The following is a 20,700-nucleotide window of genomic DNA, read 5'->3' as shown; positions in this document are numbered from 1 at the left end:
GATCCTTCCGACGGCCCGCTACCCCGCACGCGCGGGGATGGACCCGCGATCGAGAACGACCCCTGGAACGACTGCAGAGGTAGGCCCCGCCCGCGCGGGGATGGACCCGCCGTCTCGATCGGGTGGGCGAAGACCTCGGTGCGCCCTGCACGTATGGGGATGGACCGCCTTGATCGATAGCCTTCTGCCACCCATGTGCACGGGGATGGAACCAGGAAGGACCCGACGACGACGTTCACGCACATGGACCGCTCCCCGCGTGACGGGGATGGACCGCCGATCGTCTCTGTGAGGATCGTGAAGACTGGCTGCCCCGCGACGCGGGGATGGACCCTTCGGTAGGACCCGCTTGGCGAGGGCCTCCGTTCTCCCCGCTCGGACGGGGATGGCCACATATTGACCACGAGCAGCACGTTCACCACCATGGGCCACCCGACCACCGTGTTCACCGGTGCGGGCGGTCCCCCGCACTCCCTGCACAGGCGGGGATGGAACCTAGTTCACGTCAGCCTGGCTGTCCTTGAATGCCCCGCACATGCGGGGATGGACCCTTGTCGGCCTCCGTGTGGATGGGCGTCGGGTCGGTCGGGAGCCCCGCACGCGCGGGGAAGCGCCGGGGGCCGTCCGACGGGCGCCGTCCGGCATCACACCCCGCCCCCACGGTGTGATCGGTCTCCCTCCCGCCCATGCCTTCGCCGTCGGTCGGCCCGACCGTCTAGAGTGGTGAGCGGTGGATCATTCCTCCCCGCCCGGATCGGACCGGCGGGTCGAGGGCTTTCACACGGCAGGAACCGCGCGCCGGAGTGCGCGCCGGCGCGACACGGGGAGAACCAGGCACATGCCCGATTTCGTCGACGAAGCGGCCTTGCACGTCAAGGCCGGTGACGGCGGGCACGGCTGTGCCTCCATCCACCGGGAGAAGTTCAAGCCCCTCGGCGGCCCCGACGGCGGCAACGGCGGGCGCGGCGGCGACATCGTCCTGGAGGTCGACCCGCAGATCGCCACCCTCCTGGAATACCAGCGCCGCCCCCACCGCCGGGCCGGGAACGGCACGCCCGGCAAGGGCGGCAACCGCAACGGCGCCAACGGCGACGACCTGGTCCTGCCCGTCCCCGACGGCACCGTCGTCACCGGTGCGGACGGCGAGGTCATCGCCGACCTCGTCGGCGCCGGGACCCGGCTCGTGCTGGCCGACGGCGGCGCGGGCGGCCTCGGCAACGCCGCGCTCGCCTCGCCCAAGCGCAAGGCCCCCGGGTTCGCCCTCAAGGGCGAGGAGGGCCTGTCGGCCGACGTGCGCCTGGAGATCAAGACCATCGCCGACGTCGGCCTGGTCGGCTTCCCCAGCGCGGGCAAGTCCTCGCTCATCGCGGCCCTGTCGGCGGCCAAGCCCAAGATCGCCGACTACCCGTTCACCACGCTGATCCCCAACCTCGGCGTCGTCGACTCCGGCGAGGTGCAGTACGTCGTCGCCGACGTCCCCGGCCTCATCCCCGGGGCCAGCCAGGGGCGCGGCCTGGGCATGAACTTCCTGCGGCACATCGAGCGGTGCTCCACCCTCGTGCACGTCCTGGACTGCATGACCGCCACCTACGACCCCGACCGCGACCCGGTCCGCGACCTCGACGCCCTGGAGGCCGAGCTGGCCGCCTACGGCGAGCTGATGGAGGTCGACCTGTCCGACCGGCCCCGCCTGGTCGTCCTGAACAAGATCGACGTGCCCGACGCCCGCGACCTGGCCGAGATCGTGCGCCCCATGCTGGAGGAGCGCGGCCTGAAGGTGCTGGAGGTCTCCGCCGCCAGCCGGGAGGGCCTGCGCGAGCTGGCCTTCGCCATGGGCGACGAGGTCGCCCGCGCCCGTGCCGCCCGGCCCGAGCCCGAGCCCACCCGGGTGGTCCTGCGCCCCCGCGAGATCGGCGAGGCCTCGTTCGAGGTCGTCTCCCTGGGCGACAACATCTTCCGGATCCGCGGCACCAAGCCGGAGCGCTGGGTCCGCCAGACTGACTTCTCCAACGAGGAGGCCGTCGGCTACCTGGCCGAGCGCCTCGACCGGCTCGGCATCGAGGACGCCCTCGCCAAGGCGGGCGCCACCGCGGGGGCCGAGGTCTACATCGGCACCGAGGAGGACTCCGTGGTCTTCGACTGGGCACCGGGCATCGACTCCGACCAGGCCCCGATCGGCCCGCGCGGCAGCGACTCCCGGCTGGGCTGACGCCGCGCGGGCGAGGTGGCAGACGCCCGGCCGCTTCGACGATCGACACAGATGGGAAGTCGTCCGCCGTGCACCAGGAAGGCACAGCAGGGCAGAACAGGGACAGCGCCTCCGGGGTCTCCGGGGGCGGGACCCCGGGAGGCGCCCGGGGGGAACTGCGCGCAGCGCGGCGCGTGGTGGTCAAGGTCGGCTCCTCGTCGCTGACCACCCCCGACGGGCACATCGACACCGACCGCATCGCCGAGCTGACCGACGTGCTGGCGCGCCGCCGCGCCGCCGGGACCGAGCTGGTGCTGGTCTCCTCGGGCGCGGTCGCCGCGGGCATGGGCCCGCTCGGGCTGGCCGCCCGCCCCCGGGACCTGGCCACCCAGCAGGCCGCGGCCAGCGTCGGCCAGGGGCTGCTGGTGGCCCACTACACGGGCGCGTTCGCGCGCCACGGCCTGACCGCCGCGCAGGTGCTCCTCACCGTGGAGGACCTGATGCGGCGGGTGCAGTACCGCAACGCCCAGCGCACCCTGCGGCGGCTGCTCGACATGGGCGGCGTGCCCATCGTCAACGAGAACGACACCGTCGCCACGCACGAGATCCGGTTCGGCGACAACGACCGCCTGGCCGCCCTGGTCGCGCACCTGCTGCGGGCCGAGGCGCTGCTGCTGCTCTCCGACGTGGACGCGCTCTACGACGGGAACCCCGCCAAGCCGGGGACCCGGCGCATCCCGCGGGTGTCCGGCGCGGGCGACCTGGACGGGGTGGACGTCGGCGGCACCGGCGGGCGCGGGGTCGGCACCGGCGGGATGGTGACCAAGCTGGAGTCGGCGCGCATCGCCACCGAGGCGGGGGTGCCCACGGTGCTCACCTCCGCGGCGAACGCGGGGGCGGCGCTGGCGGGCGAACCGGTGGGCACGCTGTTCACCGCGTCGTCCAAGCGGCGGCCGACGGCCCGGCAGCTCTGGCTCGCGCACGCGACGGCGGGCCGGGGGACCGTGGTCCTGGACCCGGGTGCGGTGCGGGCGGTGGCCGCCGAGCACGCCTCCCTGCTGCCCGCCGGCGTGGTGAAGGTCGAGGGCGAGTTCAGCGCCGGGGACCCGGTCGACCTGCGCGACGAGGACGGGCGGACGGTGGCCCGCGGGCTGGTCAACTACGACGCCGCGGAGATCCCGATGCTGATGGGGCGCTCCACCCGGTGGCTGGCCCGCGAGATGGGGCCCGAGTACGAGCGCGAGATCGTGCACCGCGACGACATGGTGCTGCTGGACCGCGCCCGGTCGGCCGACGGGGGGAGCACGGCGGCGTCGAACGGCGGGAACGCTCCGGGCATCCCGAGGGCGACGGCCCCGGCGGGCGGCTCCCCGGCGTAGCCGCCCCCCACCCGCCACTTCCTTGTTGATCTCGGGGAAAACGACGCTACACGTGCGGTTTTAGGGGCGTTTCTCCCGAGATCAACGGGAGGGTGCGCTGCGCCGCTCCGCGATGATCTCGACGGGAGTGCAGTCATTCCGGAGGTTTTGGCAGCACCTTCGTCGAGATCATCGCCCCACCCCGGCGGGGGCGTCCGGAATAGGCTGGGCGCAGGCCCGCTACCCGATCCACGACCACGACATTCCCGAGCGAACGGAATCCCCGATGAGCAACACCGAGCGCGAGGTGCACGACGCCGCCCGAAGGGCCAAGGACGCCGCGGCCGACCTCGCACCGATGAGCCGGGCGGACAAGGACGAGGCCCTGGCCGCGGTCGCCGACGCGCTGGTCGCCGAGGCCGCCTCGATCGTCGCCGCCAACGCCGAGGACCTCGACCGGGCGCGCGCCGCCGGTGAGACCGAGGCCTACCTGGACCGCCTCGCCCTCACCGAGGAGCGCGTCTCTGCCGTCGCCGACGCGGTCCGCGCCGTCGCCGACCTGCCCGACCCCGTCGGCGAGGTCGTCTTCGGCTCCACCCTGCCCAACGGCCTGGAGCTGCGCCAGATCCGGGTGCCGCTGGGCGTCGTCGGGATCATCTACGAGGGCCGCCCCAACGTCACCGCCGACGCGGCGGCGCTGTGCCTCAAGAGCGGGAACGCCGCCCTGCTCCGGGGCTCCTCCTCGGCCTACTCCTCCAACACCCGCATCGTGGAGGTCATCCGGGGCGCCTTGGAGAAGACCGGTGTCCCCGCCGACGCCGTGCAGCTCGTGCCCGGTTCGGGGCGCGACTCGGCGCAGGCGCTCATGAGCGCCCGGGGTCTGGTCGACGTGCTCATCCCGCGCGGCGGCGCCAACCTCATCCAAGCCGTGGTGCGCGACTCCACGGTGCCCGTCATCGAGACCGGCGCCGGGAACTGCCACGTCTACATCGATGAGCACGCGGACCTGGACAAGGCGGTGGCCATCGCGGTCAACGCCAAGGCCCAGCGGGTGTCGGTGTGCAACGCCGCCGAGACGCTGCTGGTGCACGAGGGGATCGCCGACCGCTTCCTGCCGCGGTTCCTGCGGGAGATCGGCGACCTGGGCGTGACCGTGCACGGGGACGACCGGGTGCGCGCCGTCGACGACCGGGCCGTGCCCGCCACCGAGGACGACTGGGCCACCGAGTACCTGTCGATGGACCTGGCGGTGAAGGTGGTCGGCACCCTGGACGAGGCGATGGCGCACATCCGGGCCTACTCCACGGGGCACACCGAGGCCATCGTCACCGACTCGCAGGCGGCGGCGCGCCGCTTCACCTCGCGCGTCGACTCGGCCGCGGTCATGGTGAACGCCTCGACCCGGTTCACCGACGGCGGGGAGTTCGGCTTCGGCGCGGAGATCGGCATTTCAACCCAGAAGCTGCACGCCCGCGGGCCGATGGGGTTGCGGGAGATGACCTCCACCAAGTACATCGTCACCGGGGACGGCCAGGTGCGCTGAGCGGCGCGCCCAGGGGCCGGCGGGGTCCGCCGCGCGTCGCCGCGGTGGGCCCCGCCGTCGTCTTCGCCCGCCGGGCGGAGACGACGGGCCGGGCGGCAGGACCGGCAGCGGCAGGGCCGGCATCGGCGCGGATCCCCGGTCCTGCGGCCGGCGCCATGCCGTGCGGGCGCGTGTCCGCAGGTGAGCGCTCTGTGTCGGCGGCCGGTCACCGGGAGTCGGCCGGGCGGGGCGGGGCGACCGCGGCCGGGTGCCGGTCACTGCGGCCCCGTGAGGCACTACGATGCCGGAACAGCAGGACTTTTCACGTTTCCGGGAGCCCCCCATGACCACCGATCAGCACCCGCAGTCCGGATCGACGTTCGACAGCGGGGTGCCCACGGCCGCCCGCGTCTACGACGTCATGCTCGACGGCAAGGACAATTACGCCATCGACCGCCAGGTGGCCCAGGCCAGCCTGGAGGTCATGCCCGAGCTCAAGGAGATCGCCCGGCACAACCGGGAGATCCTGCACCGGGTCGTCCGCCACCTGGCCGCCGAGCAGGGCATCGACCAGTTCCTCGACCTGGGGTCGGGGCTGCCCACCGCGCGCAACACCCACGAGGTGGCCCAGCAGTCGAACCCGGCGGCGCGCGTGGTCTACGTCGACATCGACCCGCTTGTGTCGGCGCACGGCCACGCCATCCTGGCGGAGAACGCCTACACCCACGTCGTGACCGGCGACATCCGCGACCCGCGCTCGGTGATCGACCACCCCGAGGTGCGCGAGCTCATCGACTTCGACCGGCCGGTGTGCGTGATGCTGTGCGGCATCCTGCACCACATCCTCGACGAGGAGGACCCCAACGGCATCGTCGCGGCGTTCCGGGACGCGGCCGTCCCCGGGTCGTACTTCTTCATCACCAACTTCACCCGCCTGGGCGACGCCCCGGAGAGCGTGGAGCTGGAGCGGGTGCTGCTGAGCCAGCTCGGCACCGGCCGGGTGCGCACCTTCGAGGAGCTGATGGCCTACTTCGACGGAATGGAGCTGCTCGCGCCCGGGCTCGTCCCGCTGCCGCTGTGGCGCCCGGACGGCATCGTCCCGGACAGCACCTCCATCGCGGCGCGCTTCATGACCGGGGGAGTGGCGCGCAAGGACTGAGCGCGCGGGCGAGGGGCGGCGCGCGGCGGGGTGCGGGCCGGTCGGGACCGGCGGGCCCGCACCCCCTGCCGTGCGCCGTGACGACGGCGCCCGTACCGGCGGCGCCGTACCGGCGGCGGGGATGCGGCCCGTCAGTTCCGGCTGCTCTGCCCGCTGTCGGACCCGCCCCGGCCCCCGGCGCTCTTCCAGCGCTCGGCGACCGTGTCGAAGATCTTGCCGCCCGCGTTGGCGGCGGTCCCGGCGACGTCGCGCACCATGCCCACCAGCGGGTCCGAGGAGCGCTCCCAGGACTGCTTGTAGGAGTTGGCGGCGTTGCGCGCCTCCTCGCTGACCGAGGCGTCCTTGTCGGTGGCGCGGCGCGGGTAGTCCCCGGCGAGGATGGTGCGGTACGAGCCGTCCTCGATCCAGCGGTGCAGCTCGGCGGTGCGCACCACGGCGAAGGGGTGCGTGGTGCCGATCAGGCTCATCAGCTTCAGCAGGCTGTCGCGCGCGTCGCCCCCCTCGTCGTACTCCTTGGCCTGCTCCAGGAAGGCGTCGGTGTTCATCTCGGCCAGGCGCGAGCCGCCGGCCATCTTCATCAGCGCGCGCTTGGCGGCGTCGGGGTCCTGGGCGGAGAGCAGGCCCGCGCGGTCACAGGACAGCTCGGACTTGCGGTACCACTCCTCCAGGGCGGCGACGATGGCGCGCAGGCCGATGTAGCCCAGCGGGATCCAGGCCACGCGCGCGGCCAGGTTGATCAGCGCCAGGAGCATGGTGCGGTAGACGGCGTGGCCGGACAGGATGTGCCCGACCTCGTGGCCGACCACGAAGCGCTGCTCCTCGGCGTCGAGGAGGTCGAACAGCCCGCTGGTCATGACGATGAACGGCTTCTGGCTGCCGATCGCCATGGCGTTGGGCTTGGGGTCCATCTTGATGTAGAGCTCGGGGACCTCCTTGAGGTCGAGCACGTACGCGGCGTCGCGCACGTAGTCGTGCACGTCGGGGAACTGGCGCTCCCCGACCCGCACGGCGCCGGACAGGAACATCAGGCGCAGCGCGCGCTCGTTGAACAGCCCCGAGAGTTTGCGGAAGACCTCGTCGAAGCCGCGCAGCGACCGCAGGGCGACCAGGGCGCCGCGGTCGGCCGGGTGCTCGTAGGCGCGGGAGGAGATGTCGTCGAGTCGGACGCGGGCGCGGTCTGGTGTGTTGGTGGCCATGTCGGCATGCTATGCGCGCCTCCCCGGCCGACGCCACGATTTCCGGCAACGAGATATGACGCGAATTCTGATCCGCGCGGAAAGCCCTCCGTACGGCCCGGGGCGGCCTCCGCGCCGCCTCCACGGCCGTGTCCGCGCCGCCTTCCCGGCCGCCTCCGCGCCGCCCTCGGGGACGCGCCCGGCGCCGGGTGCGCGGACGGTGCGGTGGACGCCTTCGGTTAGTCTCGGCGGCGGCTGGAAAAACCGGTGTAAAGGGAGCGATGAGGTGGCGAACGGAGCGATGGGCGCGGACGCCGGCCGGGCGCCGGGAGGCCCCCGGCGCGTGGGGGTCATGGGCGGCACGTTCGACCCGATCCACCACGGGCACCTCGTCGCCGCCAGCGAGGTCGCCCACCTGTTCCACCTGGACGAGGTGCTCTTCGTCCCGGCGGGGCGGCCCTACCAGAAGGACCTGGCCAAGGTGGCCCCGGCCGAGGACCGCTACCTGATGACGGTCATCGCCACCGCGGAGAACCCGCAGTTCAAGGTGAGCCGGATCGAGGTCGACCGCGAGGGCCCCACCTACACCATCGACACGCTGCGCCAGCTCCGCAGCACCTACGGGCCGGACGTCAAGCTGTTCTTCATCACCGGAGCCGACGCCCTGGGCGCTATCCTGAGCTGGCAGAACGTGGACGAACTCTTCGAACTCGCGCATTTCGTGGGCTGTAACCGGCCCGGGCACCGGCTGACCGACACCGGGCTGCCCGACGGCAAGGTCAGCCTGGTGGAGATCCCGGCCCTGGCGATCTCCTCCACCGAGTGCCGGGAGCGGGTGAGCAAGGGCGAGCCGATCTGGTACCTGGTGCCCGACGGGATCGTCCGCTACATCAACAAGACCGGGCTCTACCTCGACGAACCGTCGGCGGGGCGGACCCCAGGGGAGGCAGCAGCTTCATCGTGACCGCTACGGACAGGGCCGTCGAGCTCGTGAACATCGCCGCAGAGGCGGCTTCGGACAAACTCGCCCAGGAGGTCGTCGCCTTCGACGTGAGCGACCAGCTCGTCATCACCGACGCCTTCCTGCTGTGCTCCGCCCCCAACGACCGGCAGGTGCGCTCCATCGTCGACGAGGTGGAGGAGCGCCTGCGCGAGGCCGGCGCCAAGCCGGTCCGCCGGGAGGGCGAGCGCGACGGGCGCTGGGTACTGCTGGACTACGTCGACATCGTCGTGCACGTCCAGCACGAGGAGGAGCGCGGCACCTACGGCCTGGAGCGGCTGTGGAAGGATTGCCCCGCGATCACCCTGCCGGAGAGCGCGCGGGGCCGCGAGCGCACCCAGGACGGCGCCTGAGAGGTCCATGGGGCGGTTCCCGGGGCCCGTCCCGGAGGCGGTCCGCACCGACCTGCACCCACCCGCACAGGAGTTGAGCCGATGGCCGAATCCCGTCGTGTCCTCTGCTGGCGCCACGGCCAGACCCAGTGGAACGCCGAGAAGCGCTTCCAGGGGCAGTCCGACATCCCGCTCGACGACGTGGGCCGGGAGCAGGCCCAGCGCGCGGCGCGCCTGCTGGCCGCGCTGCGCCCGGACGCCGTCGTCGCCTCCGACCTGCGCCGGGCGGCGGACACGGCCGGGTACCTGTCGGAGGCCGCGGGGCTCGCCGTGCACACCGACAAGGGGCTGCGGGAGCGCTTCGGCGGGCCCTGGGAGGGGCTGACCACCGCGGAGATCCGCGAGCGGTGGCCGGAGGAGAACGCCCGCATGGAGATCCCCGGCGGCGAGCCCATCGAGGAGGTGGGCGAGCGCGTCACCGAGGCGATCGAGCGCGGGCTGGAGCGGGTCCCCGAGGGCGGGCTGCTGGTGGCCGTGGGCCACGGGGCGGCGCTGCGCGCGGGCATCAACCGCATGCTCGGGCTGCCGGTGGAGATCCGCCAGGCGCTGGGGCCGCTGGGCAACTGCTCGTGGTCGGTGCTGGGGCCGCTGCGCGTGGGCGGGTGGCGCCTGCTGGAGCACAACGCCTCCAGCCTCCCGGAGGAGAGGATCCTCGGCGACGACCGGTGAGCACGTCCCCGCAGGTCCAGGGGGCGTGTTCGGAATCCGTTTCGACTAATCCGGCGGATTCCGCTATCGTTCAGGGTGTCGGCAGGGCGGCAGGCCCGCCCCCGCCGGACCCGAGGGGCTATGGCGCAGTTGGTAGCGCGCCTCCATGGCATGGAGGAGGTCTGGGGTTCGAATCCCCATAGCTCCACAGAAGCGAACGGCCCGGTGCGGATCACATCCGCACCGAGCCGTTCGTCGTTCCCCTCCCTGTTCCTCTTCCTCCCCGACGGTTCCGTCCGGTCCCGGCCACCGCACGGGGAACCGCTCCCACGACGGGGCCGTCCCAGTGCCGTGACGAACCACTGGGAGCGGGGCCCCGACCGCCCGCCGGAGCCGGAGGAGTTCTCCCTTCCGGTCGCGACTCGGCTGGTGTGGGGTATGGCGGGGCTGATGTTCCTGGCGGGGGTGCTGGACTACACCCTGCTGTCGTACACGGCCGGCTTCATCCTTCTCTGCCTGGCCTGGGTCGCAGCGGTCTGCTGTGCCGTGATCTGGGCCTACGCGGTATCGATGCGGTTCACGAGGATGGCCGCGGGCTTCGTCGCAGTGCTGGTCCTGGTCGGGGCGTCGCTGTTCCTCGCCAGGACGGTCGTGTACCACGCCTGGGCCGATGAGGTCCGTTGCACGGTGGTGGCGACGAGCTCGTGGAAGGAGACCTACAAGGCCCCCGGAAGGAAATGGAACGGAAGGATCAGAGGCGGAGCGTCGCGCGCCGTCCATGAGGTCGAGTGGGTGTGCGGCGGTGAACACGTCAAGGTGACGAAGCCCGGGAACTCTCCCCTTGAGAAAGGGGAGAGCTACGACATGGCCTACGACCCCGAAAGGCGCGTGCCGTTCGAACGGGCCGGAAAGGTCCTGGCCCTGTGGAAGCCCGGCCTCACCGGGGTCGCGGCCCTCGGCGTGCTGATGTATCTCGGCGGCTACCTGCGACGCCCCGCCTGGACCCGGATGGACAAGGCCTGAGGGCATGCCGACCGCCCAAAGCCGCGACCCCTACAGCGACGAGGAGCCGAGGGACCGGACGCTGCTGATCGCCACCGTGGTCTTCGCGGCGGTGGCGGGCCTGACGTTCTTCCTCGCGCTCGTGCACTATTTCGCCCTGCCGCAGTGGCTCGGCTTCCTCTTGCTCTGCGTGGTGTGGCTCGTCGGGTTCGGCTGCTCCCTGGCCTGGGGCCGCTGCGCGAGTGCCGGGTGCGCCGGGTCGTTCGTGGGTGCGGCCGCGGGGCTCGTGCTGCTCTGGGCGGTGGTCCTGGCGGCCCGGGTCCTGGCCTACGACTCCTTGACCGAGGAGGTCAGGTGCACGGTGGTCGCGGCCGAGACGCGGGTCGTGCGGCAGGACCCCTTCAGCGAGCGGCGGAAGCGGTTCGTCCACGAGGTGGAATGGGATTGCGCGGGCGAGCAGGTCTCCATGCGTCGTGTCGGAGCGTTTGGCGGAGAGGGCGGCGAGCCCGTGCTCCGCTATTCGGAGGGGGAATCCCGCGTCATGGCGTACGACCCCACGGGGCGCCTGCGGTTCGAACCGGCCGCCAGTGCCACGGACCCGTGGACGCCGTCGGTGATGGGGGCGGTGTCGCTCGGGACGATGGTGCTGCTCGCCGGGCCGAGGCTCCGGTCCGGGCGGCCGCGGCCAGGGAAGTCCGGGAAGGACCGACGCCCCCACAGGCGCGACCCGTGGGGGATCGACGGCGACGGGCGCTCGGACCGGTCGGATCGTCCTGAGCCGTGGGAGAAGTACGGTTTCGACTTCTGACCCGCCGACACACGTCGGTCCGGGCCCCCGCCCTCAGGAGGGGGTCACAGGTACAGGCCGGTGCCCTGCTGCGGGGACTCGTTGGCCACGGCGTGGATGTCGCGTTCGCGCAGGACCAGGTACCGCTCGGCCTGGAGTTCGACCTCCAGCTGGTCCTCCGGGTTGAACAGGACCCGGTCGCCGGTCTTGACGTGTCGGGCGCTGGTGCCCGCGCCGCAGACCTCGCCCCACATGAGGCGGGTCGCCATCTTCACGGTGTCCGGGATGACCAGCCCGCCGGTGCTGCGGCGCTCCCCCTTCTCCGGGAGCAGCCGCACGAGCAGGCGATCGTGGAGCATCTGGATTTCGAGCTTTGAATCGGGCACCCTGCAAGCTTATTGGGTCCCGAGCCGTGACCGGGAGCGATTGGCCGGGTGCGATGTCCGGCGCGGGATTGCGGGGGCCTCCGCGATGAACACGGTGAACGCGGTGAACGCCGGGGGAACGGCGCGAGCACTCCTGCTGATCCGGTAAGGTCGATGTGTCGCCGCGGCGAGGCCGACACCGGCACGCAGGGGCGACGACCAGGGGCTATGGCGCAGTTGGTAGCGCGCCTCCATGGCATGGAGGAGGTCTGGGGTTCGAATCCCCATAGCTCCACCTGGACGATGAGCCCTCAGAGGGCCCAGCGGCCGTGCTCATCGAGCAGCCGCTCCCGGTAGGCGGTGGGGGACTCCCTGAACTCCGCCTTGAACAGCCGGCTGAAATGCGCGGCGTCGTGGAGGCCCCAGCGGGCCGCCACCCACGAGACGGGGCGGTCGGCGAACAGCGGGTCGGCGAGGTCGCGGCGGATGTGTTCGAGGCGCCGCGACCGGATCCACATCGACACCGTCTGCCCCTCCGCCGAGAAGATCGTGTACAGGTGCCGCGTCGAGATGTAGTGGGCGCGGGCGATGGACGACGGCGTGAGGTCGTGCTCGCCGAGGTGCTCCAGGATGTACTCGCGCACCTCCCGCGCTAGGCTCCGGGCCGGGTTCGCCCCGGGCCCCCGGCGGCGGTGCAGTTCCTGCGACAGCATGGTGACGAGCAGGTCGAGCGCCGAATGGACCAGCCGTGAGGCATGGCTCCCGGACAGCTGGTCCATGTTCCTGCCGAGCTCGACGAAGAACGGGTTGATCACCCGGCCCAGGCCCGTCCCCCTGGGGAAGCGCGTGGCGGTGACCCGGGCGACCTCGTCCCGAGGCAGGTCCACGAGCTCGTGCGGGAACATGATCACCATGGCCTGGTTGCGCTCGGGGAACGTCAGCGTGTAGGGCCGGTGCGTGTCATAGATGGCCAGGTCGCCGGGGTGCAGTCCCACCGAGCGGCCGTCCTGCTCCAGGACCGCGGAACCGGCCAGCTGCAGGCTCAGCTTGTAGAACTGGCCGTCGCAGTCGGAGATGAGCTCGGGGGTCCGCCGCACGACGTGCGGTGTCGCCGCGATCTCGAACAGGGAGACGTTCCCGACCACGGTCCGCGCGAGGTGGCCGTGGAAGGCGACGCCGCCGAGCTCGTCGATCCTCAGCGGCACGACGGTGTGCGCGACCGCGGCTCTCCAGGCGTCGAGGGCGAAGGGGGCGTTCGGCGTGTCGATCGCGTGGCTCATCGCTCGTCCTTCCCCGCGGGGGGTGGCGGATGGGGGTAACCGTATACGATCTGCCGCCGTTCTCGAGGGGTCCCGGCGCGGCGCCGGTGCCGGTTGTCCGAGCGCGCAGAGCGCTTGACGATCCGTGGCCGATCGGGCGAGGGGGCGGACGGCGCCCCGCGCGGGCGGTTACGTTGATGCCCGCACTCGCGACCACTGGAACATCCGCACAAGGAGGATCGGTGACGACGGATACCACCCCCCGCGGCACCCGGCCGTCGTCCTTCGGCGTGACGCACCCGCTCGACATGCTGACGGCCGAGGAGATCACCGCCGCCCGGGACATCCTCGTCCGCGACGGCAGGGTCGGTGAGACGACCCGGTTCCCGCGCCTGTTGCCCGTCGAGCCGGACAAGCGGGCCGTCCCGGACCCCGGCGCGGACGACTTCGACCGCAGCGTCCTGGCCACCCTGCTGGACACGGCCACGGGACGCGTCAGCGAGGCCGTCGTGTCCGTCACCGCCGGAACGGTCACCTCCTGGCGGGAGGTGGCCACGGAGGAGCACCCCTACGGGCAGCCCCCCTACCTGATGGAGGAGTACGGCCGCACCGCCGAGATCGTCAAGGCGGACCCCCGGTGGCAGGAGGCCATGGCGCGCCGCGGCATCACCGACACGGCCCACACCTTCGTCGCCCCGCTCGCGCCCGGCCACTTCCCCCGGGAGGGCGAGACGGGACGGCGCATGATCCGGTCGCTGACCTTCCACCGGCGCCACGCCGGCGACAACCCCTGGGCGCACCCCGTCGAAGGGCTGATCGCGCACGTGGACCTGACCGCGGGAGAGGTGGTGCGCCTGGAGGACGACGGCGACGTCCCCGTGCCGATGGAGGAGTGGAACTACACCCCTGAGCACACCGGACCGGCCCGCACCACGCTCAAGCCGCTGGAGATCACCCAGCCCGAGGGCCCCTCCTTCACCGTGGACGGCACCTTCGTCCGCTGGGAGAACTGGTCCCTGCGGGTCGGCTTCAACGCCCAGGAGGGCCTGGTCCTCAACCAGGTCGCCTTCCGCGACGGCGAGGAGGACCGCCCCGTCCTCCACCGGGCATCCGTCCCCGAGATGGTCGTCCCGTACGGCGACACGGCGCCCACCCGCTACTGGATCAGCTACTTCGACGCGGGCGAGTACTCCCTCGGCAAGAACGCCAACTCCCTCGAGCTGGGCTGCGACTGCCTCGGCGAGATCACCTACTTCGACGCCGTGGTGGCCGACGACCACGGCCACCCGATGCCCATCCCGCACGCCGTGTGCATGCACGAGGAGGACTACGGCGTCCTCTGGAAGCACACGGAGCCGGGCGAGGCCTCCCAGGTGCGGCGCTCCCGCCGCCTCGTGATCTCCTACTTCGCCACCGTCGGCAACTACGACTACGGGTTCTTCTGGTACTTCTACCTCGACGGCTCGATCCAGATGGAGACCAAGGCGACCGGCATCGTGTTCGCCGGCGCCGCCGAGCCGGGGACCCGGAACCCGCACGCCCCCGAGATCGCCCCCGGCATCATCGCCCCGGTCCACCAGCACATCTTCTGCGCGCGGCTGGACATGGCCGTCGACGGGCCGGAGAACTCGGTCGAGGAGGAGAACCTCGTCCCGATCCCGACCGGGCCGGAGAACCCCTACGGCAACGCCTTCACCTACGAGCGCGTCCCGCTGTCCCGCGAGTCGGAGGCCGTCCGGGACGCCGACAGCGAGACCGGGCGCCGCTGGTACGTCACCAGCGCCAACCGGCGCAACGCCGTCGGCAGGCCCACGTCCTACCAGCTCACCCCGATGGCGGGCCCACGGCTCATGGCCCGGCCGGGCTCCTCGGCGGGCGAGCGGGCCGCGTTCGCCCGCCACCACCTGTGGGTGACCGCCTACGACCCGCGGGAGCGCTTCCCGGCGGGCGACTACCCGAACCAGCACGCGGGGGACGGCATCGGCCGGTGGGTGCAGGCCGACCGCCCGCTCACCGGTACCGACATCGTCCTCTGGCACACGTTCGGGCCCACCCACATCCCCCGGCCCGAGGACTGGCCGGTGATGCCCGTCGACTACTCCGGGTTCTGGCTCAAGCCGCACGGCTTCCTCGACGCGAACCCGGCGCTCGACCTCCCGGACCGCGCCGCGCCCGGCGGGGGCGGGCACGGCGGGTCCGGCGGGTCCGGCGGCGAGTGCTGCCACTGACCGGGCGCGCGCCCCCGCGCGCACCGGACGCGCCGCGGCCATCAGGCCGCGATGACCTGCGGGACGGCTACGGCCTTGAGCCCCTCCACACCGAACTCCAGGCCGTAGCCGGACCCCTTGACACCACCGAACGGCACCATCGGGTGCAGGGTCCCGTGCTTGTTGATCCAGACCGTGCCGGCCTCGATGCGCGCCGCGACCCGCTTGGCCCGCTCGACGTCGCCCGACCAGACCGACGCGCCCAGCCCGACGTCGAGGGCGTTGGCCTGGGAGACCGCCTCATCGAGGTCGGTGTAGGGCAGGACCGGCAGCGCCGGGCCGAACTGCTCCTCCACGACGAGCCCGGCGTCGGCGGGCAGGCCGGTCACGATCGTCGCCGGGTAGAAGCGGCCGGGCGCCCCCCGGTCGGGGTCGCCCCCCGTGACCAGGCGCCCGCCCGCGGCCCTGGCCTGCTCGACGAGGCCGTCGACGATCCGGAACTGCTCGGCGGTCGTGAGCGGCCCGAGCATGCTCTCCTCCTCGACCCCCGGCCCCATCGGCATCCGGGCCGCCACCTCGGCCAGCGCCTCGACGACGCCGTCGTGGACGGACTCGTGCACGTACAGGCGCTTGAGCGCCGCGCACGTCTGCCCGGTGTTGATGAAGGCGCCCCAGAAGAGGTCCTCGGCGATGGCGGCCGGATCGGCGTCGGGCAGCACGATCCCCGGGTCGTTGCCGCCGAGTTCGAGCGTGAGGCGCGGCAGGTTGCCCGCGCTCGACGCGGCGATCGCCTTCCCGGTGCGCGTCGAGCCGGTGAACATGATCTTGTCGAACGCCGGGTGCGCCGCGAGCGCGGCACCGAGGCCGCCGTCCCCGGACAGCACCGTCAGCACGCCCTCGGGGAGCACCCGGTTCACGATCGCGGCGAGCGCGAGCACCGTGAGCGGCGTGTCCTCGGACGGCTTCATCACCACGGCGTTGCCCATCCGCAGCGCCGGCCCGAACTGCCAGGACGCGATGAGCGCCGGCCAGTTCCAGGGCCCGATGGCGCCCACCAGGCCCGCGGCGCGGTAGGTGAGCGTCGCCTGGCCGGATTCGTCGTCGAGCACCCGCTCGGGGGCCAGCGGGGTGGCGGCGGCGGCGCGGAGCCAGGCCGCGACCCCGCCCGCCTCGAAGCGGCTGCCCGGGCCGTTGAGCGGCTTGCCCTGCTCGCGGGAGATGAGGAGGGCAAGCGCCTCGGCCGACCGGTCGACGGCGTCGGCCGCGGCGTTCAGCAGCCGGGAGCGCTCCTCGTGGCCGAGCGCCTCCCAAGCGGGCTGGGCCGCCCGGGCGGCCGCGACGGCCCGTTCGAGGTCCTCGGCGCCGTGCTCGGGGGCGCGGCCGATCTCCTCGCCGGTGGCGGGGTCGGCCACCGGCCGGCCGCCCTCCGGCGCCGCCACGGCGGCCAGCAGGTTCTCGTAGCTCTCCATGTCCTCACCTCTGTGTCGTCCGCCTCTGTGTCGTCCACGACGCGGGGTCGATTCTCGGCTCCGGCCGGCCGGGCGGGCTTGTGTGTCCGTGCACGGCGGGCGCGCGAACGTGCACGGCTCACGCGGGGAAGGCCGACCGCGCCGAGTAGCCGAAGTCCAGGGTCACCGCCGCCCCATGGATCCCCGCGGCCCGCGGGGAGGCGAGGAACAGCACGTGCTCGGCGACGTCCTCGGGCCGGTGGACGGGGTATCCGGCGCCGGTGAAGTCCGGGACCTGCAGGTCGCCCCGGCTCATCGGGGTGTCGACCACGGACGGGCAGACGGCGTTGACGCGCACCTCGTCGGCCGTCTCCACCGACAGCGCCCGCGCCAACTGCACCACGGCGGCCTTCGACGCGCAGTACGGGACCATCCCCGGGGCGGCCACGAGCGCCGAGTCGCTGGCGACCAGGACCGCCGCCCCGTGCGGGGAGCGGCGCTGGGACGCGAGGGTGTGCTTCAGCGTCAGGTAGGCGCCCGTGACGTTCACGGCGAAGACCCGCTGCCAGTCGGTGAGGGCGACCTCCTCCAGGCGGCTGCCGACGGGCCCGGACACCCCGGCGCAGGTGACGACGGTGTCGATGCGGCCGAGGCGGTGGAGCGCCGCCCCGACGGCCGAGCGCACCGACGCCTCGTCCGTGACGTCCGCGGCGAGGGCCAGGGCCGGGCCGCCCGGGGGTCCGTGCGCGGGCAGGGCGTCCACCCGCTCCTGGACGCCGTCGCGGTCCCGGTCCAGCAGCACGGGCGTCGCGCCCCGCTCCGCCGCCAGTGCGGCGACCGCGGCGCCGATGCCGCTCGCGGCGCCCGTGACGAGGACGACCAGGCCGCTGAGGCCGCCGGGGTCCGGGGGAGCGGTGGTCACGGTGCGTCCCCCGCCTTTCCGTCGAACGCCAGGGTCGGCACGTCGACGATGTGCGCGCCGCCGTCGACCACGAGGGTCGCGCCTTGGACGTAGGCGGCGTCGGGCCCGAGCAGGAACGCCACCACCCCGGCGATCTCCTCCGGGGCGGCGGGCCGCCGGAGCGGCACGTCGCGCGTCACCGTGGCGTAGGCGGCCTCGACGTCGGCCGCGCCGCCGCCTTCGACGAGCACGCGCATCTCCTCGTCGGCCATCGGCGTGCGGACCCAGCCGGGGCACACGGCGTTGGCCCGCACGCGGTGCCCGTGGTCGCGCGCGATCGACCGCACCAGCCCGAGCAGCGCGTGCTTGCCGACCGTGTACCCGGCCGTCTCCGGGGCCGCCCGCAGGCCCGCGAGCGAGGAGACGGCCACGAAGGCGCCGCCCGACCTCTCCAGCGCCCGGAGCGACTCGCGGGCGGTGACGAACGCCGTCGTCAGATTGGCGTCCAGACTCGACCGCCACGCCTCGTCGCTGGTGTCGCCGACGCTGTCGTAGCCGTGCCCGCCCGCGTTCGCCACGACGCCGTCGAGGCTCCCGTAGAGCTCGACGACGTCCGCGACGAGGCGCCCCATGGCGGCGCCGTCCGCCGCGTCGGCGGGCATCGCCACCACGCGCTGGTGCGCCGACGCGACCTCGTCGAGCGGTTCCCTCCGCCGGCCGGAGACGACGACGTCGCCGCCGTCCGCGGCCAGCCGGGCGGCGACCGCGGCGCCGATACCGGTGCCGCCGCCGGTGACCAGGTAGGTGCTCATGGGTTCCTCTCCGTGTCCGTGGTCGCGGGCGGTTCGGAGACGCGGTCGAGGTCCTGGTCGAGGACCGACCACACCTCCGGCTTCGACGAGCGCAGGTGGTAGGCCACGGCGAGCGCGGCGGCGACGGCGACCGGCAGCAGCCAGGGGAGCAGGGCGATGACCGGGCTGTCGCTGCCCGCGAGCTCGGGGAAGTTGCCGAACGCCAGCGCCGTGACGGTCCACAGCCCCAGTCCGCCGAGGAGCGGCAGGACGAACGTCGAGAGCGGGCGCGGGTCGCGGACCCGCCGGAAGTGCACAACGATGGCGGTCGCGGCGATCGCCTGGAGCAGGACGATGCCGAGCGTGCCGATGCCGGTGAAGGCAGCGACGAGGTTCGCGATCGGGTCGGCGCCGGCGACCGCGTACGCCATCGCGACGAGCGTCGCGAAGGCGAGCTGGACGGTGGAGGCGGCGACGGGCGCCCCGTTCGCGCGGCGGGTGCGCGCCAGCGGCCGGGGCAGCACGCCGACCCGGCCGAGCGCGTACAGGTACCGGGTCGCGGAGTTGTGCAGGGCGAGCAGGGCCGCGAAGAGGCTGACCACGAGCAGCAGGCGCATCACGTCGGTCAGGCCGTCGCCGAGGTACTCCGCCGAGACGGTGAAGACGAGGTCGCCCGCGGCGAGGTGCTCCAGGGCCGTGTCCCCGGCGCCGCGCACGCCCAGCGCGGAGACGATCGCCCAGGTGGTGACGGCGGCGAAGACGCCGATGAAGACGATCGCCGCATAGGTGGCGCGCGGAATGGTGCGCTTGGGGTCGCGGGCCTCCTCGCTGAACAGTCCGGTCGCCTCGAAGCCGACGAAGGCGTTGGCGGCGAAGAGCAGCCCGAGCCCCACCGAGCCGGTCAGGAACACCTCGGGCAGGAACGGTTCGAACGAGTAGCCGGTGGTGACGAGGATGGCGATGTCCAGAACGACCAGGATGGCGACCTCGAGGACGAGGGCGACGCCGAGCACCTTGGCCGACAGGTCGATGCCGCTGCGCGTCAGCAGCCACACGCCCGCGACCGAGGCCAGGCTCCACAGCCACCACGGCAGGTCCGGGCCGAAGACGTCGGCGACGACGATCGAGGTGAAGAAGCCGCTCGTGCCGACCGCCCCGGCGACGAAGCAGTTGTAGCCGACCAGGGCCACGAAGGCGGCGACCAGGCCCGCCGTCCGGCCGAGGCCGCGCACCACGAAGGCGTAGAAGCCCCCCGCGTTCACCAGGCGCTTGGCCATCTGGGCGTACCCGACGGCGAACAGCAGGAACACGGCGGTGGCCAGGAGGAACATCATCGGCGTGCCGCCGCCCGTGCCGACGGCGATGCCGATGCCGCCGATGACGATGATGCCGGTCAGGGGGGCGACCGCGGCCAGGACGAGGAAGACGACCCCCGGGACGCCGAGGTGCCCCTTGAGTCTCGTTTCCGGTGTGGAGGACAAAGGTCCGCTCCCTTGCCGAGATGGGACGCAGGGGGATGTGTCAGGGCGCGACGGCGCCGAGGATCTCGGCCCGCGCGCCGACGGGGAAGTTCACGGTGGAGCCGGAGTCGAACCCGTCGTCGCCGAAGATCTTGCCGTCGGTGCGCAGGGCGTCGAGGTCGATGAGGAGCAGGCCGAGCGTCGGGACGATCTTCTCCCGCCAGACGAAGAGGGTCAGCCCGTCCCCGACGGCGATGTGGTGGCACCGGTCCGTGTCGGCGAGGCCCTGCTCGGCCCCGCGCAGGCAGTGCCAGGTGTACAGCTCCGGGGTGAGGTAGATGTGCTCGTACACCTCGCTCGGCGAGTAGGTGTACCGGTTGCGCAGCCCGACGAGCGCGGTCGTCGGCCCGTGCGGACGGGCCGGCGGGCCGTCGATGCCGCCGTGGGAGATGCGCGCGGTGACGCCGGTGGGCTCGTCGCCCCGCCGCACCCGGGTGTGCGCGGACTCCGCCCTCGTCGCGGCGTCCGGGAGCCGCCCCTCGACCAGGGTGACGGCCCCGGTGGCGGTGTCGGCCACGAACGTCGTGGAGACCCCGTCGGCGACGCCGTCGACCAGGTAGACGCCGGGCCGGATCGAGGTGACCCGGACGGGCACGTCGGTGTGGGCGCCCCAGGACGCCGTGTTCCCGGCGATCCTCAGTTCCATCGGCGCCTCGAAGTGCGGCGCCTCGAAGTGCAGTGTGAACGTGCGGCCTGCGAGGTCGGCCGTCTCGCCGAGGAGGTCCGCCTCTGGTGCGAATCCCTCGCCGAGGGCACCGACCGGGATGAACGACTGGCTCATGGGTCTCCTCGTCGTCGGGTGGTGCGACCGGATCCCAGGACCCTAGGCAGCCCCGCGGCGTGCGCCTATGACACCGGCGCACGGGTCTTGTCTGTGGCGGCACAGAGGTGGCGCACAGGTGGTGCAGCGGCGGTGTATCGGCGGTGCGCCGGACGGCGGCGCCCGGCGACAACCCTCGTGCACTCCTGCGCAAGACG

At 72.9% G+C, this 20,700-nt stretch carries 18 protein-coding genes and 2 tRNA genes; 12 read left to right on the top strand and 8 right to left on the bottom strand.

What is annotated here, in order from left to right:
- Window positions 1-838 precede the first annotated feature (838 nt).
- From obgE to O4J56_RS08010, 4 genes are all read left to right on the top strand, one after another.
- Window positions 839-2,209, top strand: a complete 1,371-nt coding sequence (obgE, locus tag O4J56_RS08025) for a GTPase ObgE (protein ID WP_270684777.1) — start codon at window positions 839-841, stop codon at window positions 2,207-2,209.
- A 68-nt stretch (window positions 2,210-2,277) separates the two neighbouring features.
- Window positions 2,278-3,567, top strand: coding sequence for a glutamate 5-kinase (gene proB, locus O4J56_RS08020; RefSeq protein WP_408639096.1), 1,290 nt, complete (start codon window positions 2,278-2,280; stop codon window positions 3,565-3,567).
- A gap of 265 nt (window positions 3,568-3,832) precedes the next feature.
- Entirely contained in the window at window positions 3,833-5,089 is a 1,257-nt protein-coding gene (locus O4J56_RS08015) for a glutamate-5-semialdehyde dehydrogenase (RefSeq protein ID WP_270684775.1), read from the top strand.
- A 322-nt stretch (window positions 5,090-5,411) separates the two neighbouring features.
- Complete coding sequence (locus O4J56_RS08010) at window positions 5,412-6,227, top strand: SAM-dependent methyltransferase (RefSeq protein WP_270684773.1); 816 nt, start codon at window positions 5,412-5,414, stop codon at window positions 6,225-6,227.
- Window positions 6,228-6,358: 131 nt separating this feature from the next.
- On the opposite strand, the gene O4J56_RS08005 is transcribed toward O4J56_RS08010, so the two are convergent.
- Window positions 6,359-7,423 carry a M48 family metallopeptidase gene (locus O4J56_RS08005; RefSeq protein ID WP_270684772.1) on the bottom strand — a complete coding sequence of 355 codons (1,065 nt, stop codon included), beginning with the start codon at window positions 7,421-7,423 and terminating at the stop codon, window positions 6,359-6,361.
- 280 nt (window positions 7,424-7,703) lie between these two features.
- Between O4J56_RS08005 and nadD the strand changes: the two genes are divergently transcribed.
- The 6 genes from nadD to O4J56_RS07975 all read left to right on the top strand — a co-directional run bounded on the left by nadD (window position 7,704) and on the right by O4J56_RS07975 (window position 11,252).
- Complete coding sequence (gene nadD, locus O4J56_RS08000) at window positions 7,704-8,366, top strand: nicotinate-nucleotide adenylyltransferase (protein WP_270684848.1); 663 nt, start codon at window positions 7,704-7,706, stop codon at window positions 8,364-8,366.
- On the top strand, window positions 8,363-8,755 hold the full coding sequence (rsfS, locus tag O4J56_RS07995; RefSeq protein ID WP_270684771.1) for a ribosome silencing factor: 393 nt from the start codon (window positions 8,363-8,365) through the stop codon (window positions 8,753-8,755). The genes nadD and rsfS overlap by 4 nt, the downstream gene beginning before the upstream one ends.
- Window positions 8,756-8,836: 81 nt before the next feature.
- Entirely contained in the window at window positions 8,837-9,463 is a 627-nt protein-coding gene (locus O4J56_RS07990) for a histidine phosphatase family protein (protein WP_270684770.1), read from the top strand.
- A 114-nt stretch (window positions 9,464-9,577) separates the two neighbouring features.
- Window positions 9,578-9,650, top strand: a tRNA-Ala gene (locus O4J56_RS07985).
- 143 nt (window positions 9,651-9,793) lie between these two features.
- Window positions 9,794-10,465 carry a hypothetical protein gene (locus O4J56_RS07980; protein ID WP_270684769.1) on the top strand — a complete coding sequence of 224 codons (672 nt, stop codon included), beginning with the start codon at window positions 9,794-9,796 and terminating at the stop codon, window positions 10,463-10,465.
- Window positions 10,466-10,469: 4 nt separating this feature from the next.
- Window positions 10,470-11,252, top strand: coding sequence for a phage holin family protein (locus O4J56_RS07975; RefSeq protein ID WP_270684767.1), 783 nt, complete (start codon window positions 10,470-10,472; stop codon window positions 11,250-11,252).
- A 44-nt stretch (window positions 11,253-11,296) separates the two neighbouring features.
- On the opposite strand, the gene O4J56_RS07970 is transcribed toward O4J56_RS07975, so the two are convergent.
- On the bottom strand, window positions 11,297-11,590 hold the full coding sequence (locus O4J56_RS07970; RefSeq protein ID WP_270684765.1) for a GroES family chaperonin: 294 nt from the start codon (window positions 11,588-11,590) through the stop codon (window positions 11,297-11,299).
- A gap of 228 nt (window positions 11,591-11,818) precedes the next feature.
- Between O4J56_RS07970 and O4J56_RS07965 the strand changes: the two genes are divergently transcribed.
- Window positions 11,819-11,891 (top strand) — tRNA-Ala (locus tag O4J56_RS07965).
- Window positions 11,892-11,907: 16 nt separating this feature from the next.
- On the opposite strand, the gene O4J56_RS07960 is transcribed toward O4J56_RS07965, so the two are convergent.
- The gene (locus tag O4J56_RS07960) at window positions 11,908-12,876 is read right to left on the bottom strand and encodes an AraC-like ligand-binding domain-containing protein (protein WP_270684764.1); all 969 of its coding nucleotides are present in this window, start codon (window positions 12,874-12,876) and stop codon (window positions 11,908-11,910) included.
- 221 nt (window positions 12,877-13,097) lie between these two features.
- On the opposite strand from O4J56_RS07960, the gene O4J56_RS07955 reads away from it, so the two are divergent.
- The gene (locus tag O4J56_RS07955; protein WP_270684763.1) at window positions 13,098-15,083 is read left to right on the top strand and encodes a primary-amine oxidase; all 1,986 of its coding nucleotides are present in this window, start codon (window positions 13,098-13,100) and stop codon (window positions 15,081-15,083) included.
- Between the two features lie 41 nt (window positions 15,084-15,124).
- Here O4J56_RS07955 and O4J56_RS07950 read toward each other — a convergent pair whose 3' ends face one another.
- The 5 genes from O4J56_RS07950 to O4J56_RS07930 form a co-directional block, all read right to left on the bottom strand.
- Complete coding sequence (locus O4J56_RS07950; protein ID WP_270684762.1) at window positions 15,125-16,531, bottom strand: aldehyde dehydrogenase family protein; 1,407 nt, start codon at window positions 16,529-16,531, stop codon at window positions 15,125-15,127.
- Between the two features lie 118 nt (window positions 16,532-16,649).
- The gene (locus tag O4J56_RS07945; RefSeq protein ID WP_270684760.1) at window positions 16,650-17,432 is read right to left on the bottom strand and encodes an SDR family NAD(P)-dependent oxidoreductase; all 783 of its coding nucleotides are present in this window, start codon (window positions 17,430-17,432) and stop codon (window positions 16,650-16,652) included.
- Complete coding sequence (locus O4J56_RS07940) at window positions 17,429-18,223, bottom strand: SDR family NAD(P)-dependent oxidoreductase (RefSeq protein WP_270684758.1); 795 nt, start codon at window positions 18,221-18,223, stop codon at window positions 17,429-17,431. Before O4J56_RS07940 ends, O4J56_RS07945 begins: the two co-directional genes overlap by 4 nt.
- Window positions 18,220-19,683: an APC family permease gene (locus tag O4J56_RS07935; protein ID WP_270684757.1), complete on the bottom strand. Its 1,464-nt coding sequence runs from the start codon at window positions 19,681-19,683 to the stop codon at window positions 18,220-18,222. The genes O4J56_RS07940 and O4J56_RS07935 overlap by 4 nt, the downstream gene beginning before the upstream one ends.
- 40 nt (window positions 19,684-19,723) lie before the next feature.
- Complete coding sequence (locus tag O4J56_RS07930; RefSeq protein ID WP_270684755.1) at window positions 19,724-20,503, bottom strand: MoaF C-terminal domain-containing protein; 780 nt, start codon at window positions 20,501-20,503, stop codon at window positions 19,724-19,726.
- Window positions 20,504-20,700 lie beyond the last annotated feature (197 nt).

Origin of the sequence: Nocardiopsis endophytica (genome assembly GCF_027706725.1) — a bacterium.
Taxonomy (GTDB): Bacteria; Actinomycetota; Actinomycetes; order Streptosporangiales; family Streptosporangiaceae; genus Nocardiopsis_A; species Nocardiopsis_A endophytica.
Note: the sequence above shows the minus strand (reverse complement) of the source record. Positions and strands in the feature narration are given on the sequence as shown.